Genomic DNA, 5,368 nt, shown 5'->3' on the forward strand with positions numbered 1-5,368 from the left:
GTTGCAACCCAATATCCATTACAACAAGGATTGAAACTGGGATTGGAATTGGAATTACGCGGTTATTTGTGTGTTGCAACCCAATATCCATTACAACAAGGATTGAAACCCGTCAGGCCCGTGGCTTTGTATGTGACAGGTTGCAACCCAATATCCATACAACTAAAATCACTCACACCCCGCGCAGCGCATTTAATAACACACCCACCGTCGTGCCATTATGCAACACCGCGCTGGCTAATGGTGATAAATGACCGCTGACCGCGCCCGCTAATAACGCAGTATTGACACCGACGGCAGCGCGGAAATTAAAACGAATTAACGCCTGCGTTTTAATAGCGATGTCATACGCATCAGCAATCGCGTCTAACCGATCATCCAATAAAACAATATCGGCCGTCGCCCGCGCAATTTCCGCCCCGCGTGGCATCGCAATGCCCACTGTCGCCGCCGTCAGCGCCGGCCCATCATTCACCCCGTCACCGACAAACGCCACCCGCGCCCCAGTCGCCTGCAACTGCGCAATCACGGCCGCCTTATCCTCCGGCGTGACCTCAGCGTGAATCTCATCAAATCCCAACTGCTCACCCAGCGCCAGCGCCACGCGCCAGCGATCACCCGTCAACAGCACCAGTCGCCGCACACCCAACGCCCGCAACCGCGTCAAGGTCGCCGCCGTTTCAGCGCGCACCGTGTCACGCAGTGCAATAACCCCGACCGCGCCGTGCGCATTGCCGACCAACAACACTTGTTTCCCCGCCTGTTCCAACTCAGCCAGCCGCGTGTCGTAGCGTGAAAAATCAACCTGTTCATGCGCTTCCAAATAATGCCGACTGCCCACGATCACCCGCCCGCCACTGGGCGTCGTGGTGGATAACCCGTGCGCAATAACGTAATCCACCTCGCCATGCGCGACATGCGGCAACCCCTGCGCCTGCGCCGCCTGCACCACAGCATTAGCCAACGGATGGGCGCTGTGTTCCTCAATCGAAGCCACCAGCGCCAGCAAATCGCTCTGGCTGCAACTGCGGCTGTCAAACACCTCAATATCGGTGACGAGCAACTGGCTGTGCGTCAGCGTCCCGGTTTTGTCAAAAATTACCGTGTCAACCATCGCCAGTTGCTCAATCGCCTCGCCCCCGCGCATCAGCACCCCGTGCGCGGCCGCCTGCGCCATGCCGGACTTAATCGCCATCGGCGTCCCTAATTTCAACGCGCAGGCGTAATCCACCAAAAACACCGCTTGCAACCGCCGCACATCACGGGTGAGCGCGTAAATCGCCGCGCCGGTGGCGAGGGTCAAATTCACCCGCTGGTCAGCCAGTTGTTCCGCCTCGCGCTGCACCGTCGAGCGTTTGGTCAGCGCGTCACGGATAAAATGCGCCACCCGCGCCGCGGTGGTATCCACGCCAACGTGGGTCGCCTCGATGCGCAACCGCCCCTCCAACACAACTGAGCCGCAAATCACCCGCCGCCGCATTTCCTTGCGCACCGGCGTTGCCTCACCGGTAACGGCGGACTGATCTACCAGCGCGACGCCGTCCAATACCCGCCCGTCCACGCCAATCCGTTCCCCGGGGCCAACTTGCACGATGTCGCCAATTGCCACCTCGTTGTCCGCCATTTGCACCAATCCGCCAGCACGTTCGACCCAAATCGGCGCTGGCGCGGGCTGCAGCAGCCGTTGCAACAGGCGATCTGACTGCCGAGCAGTACGCTGTTCCAAATAATTGCCCAGCGCCAACAGACATTCGGTCACGGTGGCGGCGTACACCTCACCGCGCACGGCTGATAAACCCACCGCCAGCGCGTCCAGCACCTCAACTTTGACGCCATCGCGCACCAGCGTCATGCCGCCCTGTGCCAGCGTCGGCGCGGCGTTGATGAGGGCGAGCGGAATGCGCCACGCCGGCGGTAGCAGCGGTAGCAGTGCCAGCGTGACCAGCCCGCTGACCAGTGGCGCGAGACTGCTGCGCGGTGGGGCGCTGTCCGACCAATCCAGCACATCAGCATCCGCTTGATAATTGGCCAACCGCTGCAAAATCTGCTCGCGGGCGGCCGGGCTGGATTGGAATTGAATACAAATACTGTGCGCTGCGGTATTGACCGCCTGCACGGCGGGTAATAGTTCTAACCAATTGGCCAGCGCATCGGCTGAATAACCGGGCGTATTCAATTTTAATATCCGCACCCGCAGGCGGCCGGGTAATTCGTGAATAATGCGATAACGCAGAGGAGATAAAGCGTGAGTCACGACGGTGGTTAATCCGAATAGTGAATTGACTGGAAAGCGGCGTTGCTGTCTTGCAGGCGTACGCCGCGATGATTTAGAGATGATTTAGATTAGGAATTAAAAAACCCGCCGCTCGCGGAGAATGACACGACGGGTTTGCAAAGCAAAGGGTTTATGGTTCGCGTTGCTGCTGCGTATGACGCAATTCCGCTTCGGCATCACCAAAACGTTCTTTCATTTCTTCAACGCTACCCTGCACAAATGACCACGCCTGCACGATACCTTTAATGGCCGTGCGCTGCACCTGTTCATTGGTGAGCAAATAAGTCGCCGCCGCACCAATTAACGCACCTTTAATAAAACGTGACCAGGGCGCGGTTTGACCAATGCCCGGTGCTGACCCGTTCATCATTGACGGATGATTAGGATAACCGCCGGCTTGTGGGTGAAATCCCGATTGATAGCCGGCGCCGATTTGTGAATACCCCGGCGGATTAAATGGCTGATTCATTGCAAAACCTCTCCAGTTGATTGAATAGTTAATTCGGCGTGGTGATGATGATCGCCCGCTGCATTATGACGCTGGCAACATTCACAATTATGTTGGCAAGGCGAATGAGTTAAACTCGATTGCACTGGTGATTTGGTGCGATTAAATAAACGCCGCAGTAATAAAACCCCCGCCGCGCCGGCGAGTAATCCACCGCTGAATTCGACCAGATTTTTTTTCACGCCGTGTTGGTGGCGTTGCTGACCTTGACTTTGACCCAGCGCAAAATTAGCCATCGCCCAATCCTCCGTCCACCAGCGTCCGTTGCAAGCCGTAAAACATCGCGGCGCCGGCAATAAACATGATGCCCAAGCGCGGTAAACCTTGTTGCGTCAAGGTGTTAGCGACTGCGCCCGCGACGGTGGTGGCGATCCCCGCCGCCACGGCCGTTTTGCCAGTTGCCACCAGCGCCGGCAGCGGCAATTGCTGCCCCTGTTGCACCTGTTGAAAGTGTTGCGCGGCGGCCAAACTGCCACCGATCAGCGCGCCCAAGCTGCCCAATCGCAGCAATTCGCCGCAGTCAGCGGTCGGCGGGGCGGGCGTTGTCCACGCCGAATTGAATGGCACGGGTAGGCTCATGTCGCCGCCTCCGTTGTTTTGCTGCCACTGGATGTCGCGGCGGCGCGACGCCCAAATAGCGTCTCGCGCACGGAACTGTTGGTGAGTAGCAACACTGCGGCGGCGCCGACGGCTGCACCTTTCCAAAAATCGGGATCGTTGAAATCGAGTAGCCGTGACAGGCTGTTTAAACCCGTGCCACCGTTAGCAATTTCCTGCATGACCGCGCCTATATGACCGCCGGCGCCCGGATGTTGACCTGTTGCGGGTCCGCCACTGCCGCCGTAACCATATCCGTTACCGCCGCCTTGCCCCGATTCTGGTGGCGGTGGCGCGGCGTAGCCGTAATAACCGTAGGGCGGGTAGGGATAGGGCGGCGGATAGGCGGCGGGGTGGGGCGCACCGTAACCGTGGCCAAACGGCGGCGGTTGGTTATTTGCCCACTGTGGTTGAAATGGTACATCAGCAGCTGCTGACGGCGGCGGGGTCTGGGGGGATTGTTGATGTTGTTGATATTGCGAGAAATCTGGTGGCGAGGCGGGGGGTGAGTCTGCTGAGTGTTGCATTGCGAAACGCGCTCCAGTTGTTGGTAAATTGAGACAACGTGGGTCGGCGTTGAACGGCTGTCTGACCCGACGTTGCCGTTAGCTTAATGTAAAAATATCAAATCGTAAATAGCAAAGATTCCTATTTACAGGGCGGCGGCCGTCCTCTAAACTTGCTCCAGTCGCATCGCCATCACGCTATCAATTAACAGGAATTGTCGCCATGCCACACGTTTTGCACCCGCCGCGCACCCCGACAGTGTTTGAAATTTGCCACCAAATTCCGGGGCGGGTACGCCTGCGGGTGCCGGCGTTGTTGGAGGATGTAACACTCGCCACCCGTTTGGATGGTGCGTTGCGCACCCTGGAACATGTGCAGGCGGTGCGCGTGAATAGCATTTGTGCCAGTGTGGTCATTATTCACCGCGCTAAATGGACGCCAACTGCCGATCATTTAGCGGCGGTGTTATTACCCATGTGTCCATCGCCAATGAAACAATCATTTAATAGTGTGGCAATTGGTCTTCCGACATCTTCATTGCCATGCCGGCGGGCCGCAATCCGCAACCCTTTTACTCAGCCGACATCACCGCATTCAGCGGGGCGTCCTCTTCATTCAGGATGTATGTTGTGCCAATTAAAATTAAAAGCGATGCGTTGGTTAATTGCGGATGTGTGGCAATGTTGGCGGCAACAGTTCACCCAACGCTTAAAAATGAAAGAACTATTTACTAAAAAATTATCTATTCAACAGTTATTTACCAAGTTACCACAACTAAATTAGTATTAAAACAGCGGTTCAGTTTTTCAATGGCATGTGTTTTGGCAGTGCGGCATTCAAATGATCCATTTGAATGTCACACTGACCTTTTTTTTAAGATAATTTTTAACAGCAATCTTGGTCAGTTTTATCATTGGTTGCGTTTTGTAAAATCTGCTAACTGTCGTTGTTCCATGTAATTGAAAATGCGTTTCTTAAAAAAGCGTACAAGTTGATTTGCTTTTTTTATCCCAACATGTTTTTAAAGAGTGGCTACCCACACGCCACTCGATCACATACTCGAAAGAAACCTGCAAACGATGGTTTTGAGTAGTTTAGGTCTACAAACGCCCGCTTCCGCCAAAATAGCCGTTGACAGCAGTGGTGCTGCACATATAGATTAGTCGGCTCGACACGGCAGCGGTTGGCAGCAACCAAAACCAAATGCTTAAAAAAATATGACAAGCGTGTTGACATCCGAAAAAATAAAACCTAAGATGCACAACCTTGTTAGGGACACAAATTAAACGCTTGCTTGAACTTAAGCGTCTAAGTCCGCGAAACATATAGCTCTTTAACAGTTTAGTTTAGTCAGTTTATGTGGATGCTCTGTTGCAAAGTGCAGGGTTACATAGACGGAATTAATTGATTGCCGCGTAACCTGTGTGCAATTGATTATTAAAATTCTGTCGCAATGAAACAAGCTACTTATTTAGTAGCAA

6 protein-coding genes are annotated in these 5,368 nt (G+C 54.7%); 1 reads left to right on the forward strand and 5 read right to left on the reverse strand.

Translation table 11 applies throughout. From position 1 onward, the window contains the following. Window positions 1–172: 172 nt before the first annotated feature. The 5 genes from HUK38_RS14280 to HUK38_RS14300 all read right to left on the reverse strand — a co-directional run bounded on the left by HUK38_RS14280 (window position 173) and on the right by HUK38_RS14300 (window position 3,907). Window positions 173–2,254: a heavy metal translocating P-type ATPase gene (locus HUK38_RS14280; RefSeq protein WP_182584999.1), complete on the reverse strand. Its 2,082-nt coding sequence runs from the start codon at window positions 2,252–2,254 to the stop codon at window positions 173–175. Window positions 2,255–2,405: 151 nt separating this feature from the next. Beyond that, window positions 2,406–2,744 carry a hypothetical protein gene (locus tag HUK38_RS14285; protein ID WP_182585000.1) on the reverse strand — a complete coding sequence of 113 codons (339 nt, stop codon included), beginning with the start codon at window positions 2,742–2,744 and terminating at the stop codon, window positions 2,406–2,408. Next, a complete protein-coding gene (locus HUK38_RS14290; protein ID WP_182585001.1) occupies window positions 2,741–3,019 on the reverse strand; it encodes a hypothetical protein in 279 nt (92 codons plus the stop codon). The genes HUK38_RS14285 and HUK38_RS14290 overlap by 4 nt, the downstream gene beginning before the upstream one ends. After that, window positions 3,012–3,362, reverse strand: a complete 351-nt coding sequence (locus HUK38_RS14295; protein WP_182585002.1) for a magnetosome protein MamC family protein — start codon at window positions 3,360–3,362, stop codon at window positions 3,012–3,014. Before HUK38_RS14295 ends, HUK38_RS14290 begins: the two co-directional genes overlap by 8 nt. After that, entirely contained in the window at window positions 3,359–3,907 is a 549-nt protein-coding gene (locus HUK38_RS14300; RefSeq protein WP_182585003.1) for a hypothetical protein, read from the reverse strand. Before HUK38_RS14300 ends, HUK38_RS14295 begins: the two co-directional genes overlap by 4 nt. Before the next feature lie 202 nt (window positions 3,908–4,109). Here HUK38_RS14300 and HUK38_RS14305 point away from each other — a divergent pair, with 202 nt between their 5' ends. After that, the gene (locus tag HUK38_RS14305; RefSeq protein ID WP_182585004.1) at window positions 4,110–4,670 is read left to right on the forward strand and encodes an HMA2 domain-containing protein; all 561 of its coding nucleotides are present in this window, start codon (window positions 4,110–4,112) and stop codon (window positions 4,668–4,670) included. Window positions 4,671–5,368 lie beyond the last annotated feature (698 nt).

This window comes from Thiospirillum jenense (assembly GCF_014145225.1).
GTDB lineage: Bacteria > Pseudomonadota > Gammaproteobacteria > Chromatiales > Chromatiaceae > Thiospirillum > Thiospirillum jenense.

Bases quoted from the DNA above. Each gene is read 5' to 3' on its own strand.
- HUK38_RS14285 (WP_182585000.1), bottom strand. From the start codon at position 2,744: ATGAATCAGCCATTTAATCCGCCGGGGTATTCACAAATCGGCGCCGGC.
- HUK38_RS14290 (WP_182585001.1), bottom strand. From the start codon at position 3,019: ATGGCTAATTTTGCGCTGGGTCAAAGTCAAGGTCAGCAACGCCACCAA.
- HUK38_RS14295 (WP_182585002.1), bottom strand. From the start codon at position 3,362: ATGAGCCTACCCGTGCCATTCAATTCGGCGTGGACAACGCCCGCCCCG.
- HUK38_RS14300 (WP_182585003.1), bottom strand. From the start codon at position 3,907: ATGCAACACTCAGCAGACTCACCCCCCGCCTCGCCACCAGATTTCTCG.
- HUK38_RS14305 (WP_182585004.1), top strand. From the start codon at position 4,110: ATGCCACACGTTTTGCACCCGCCGCGCACCCCGACAGTGTTTGAAATT.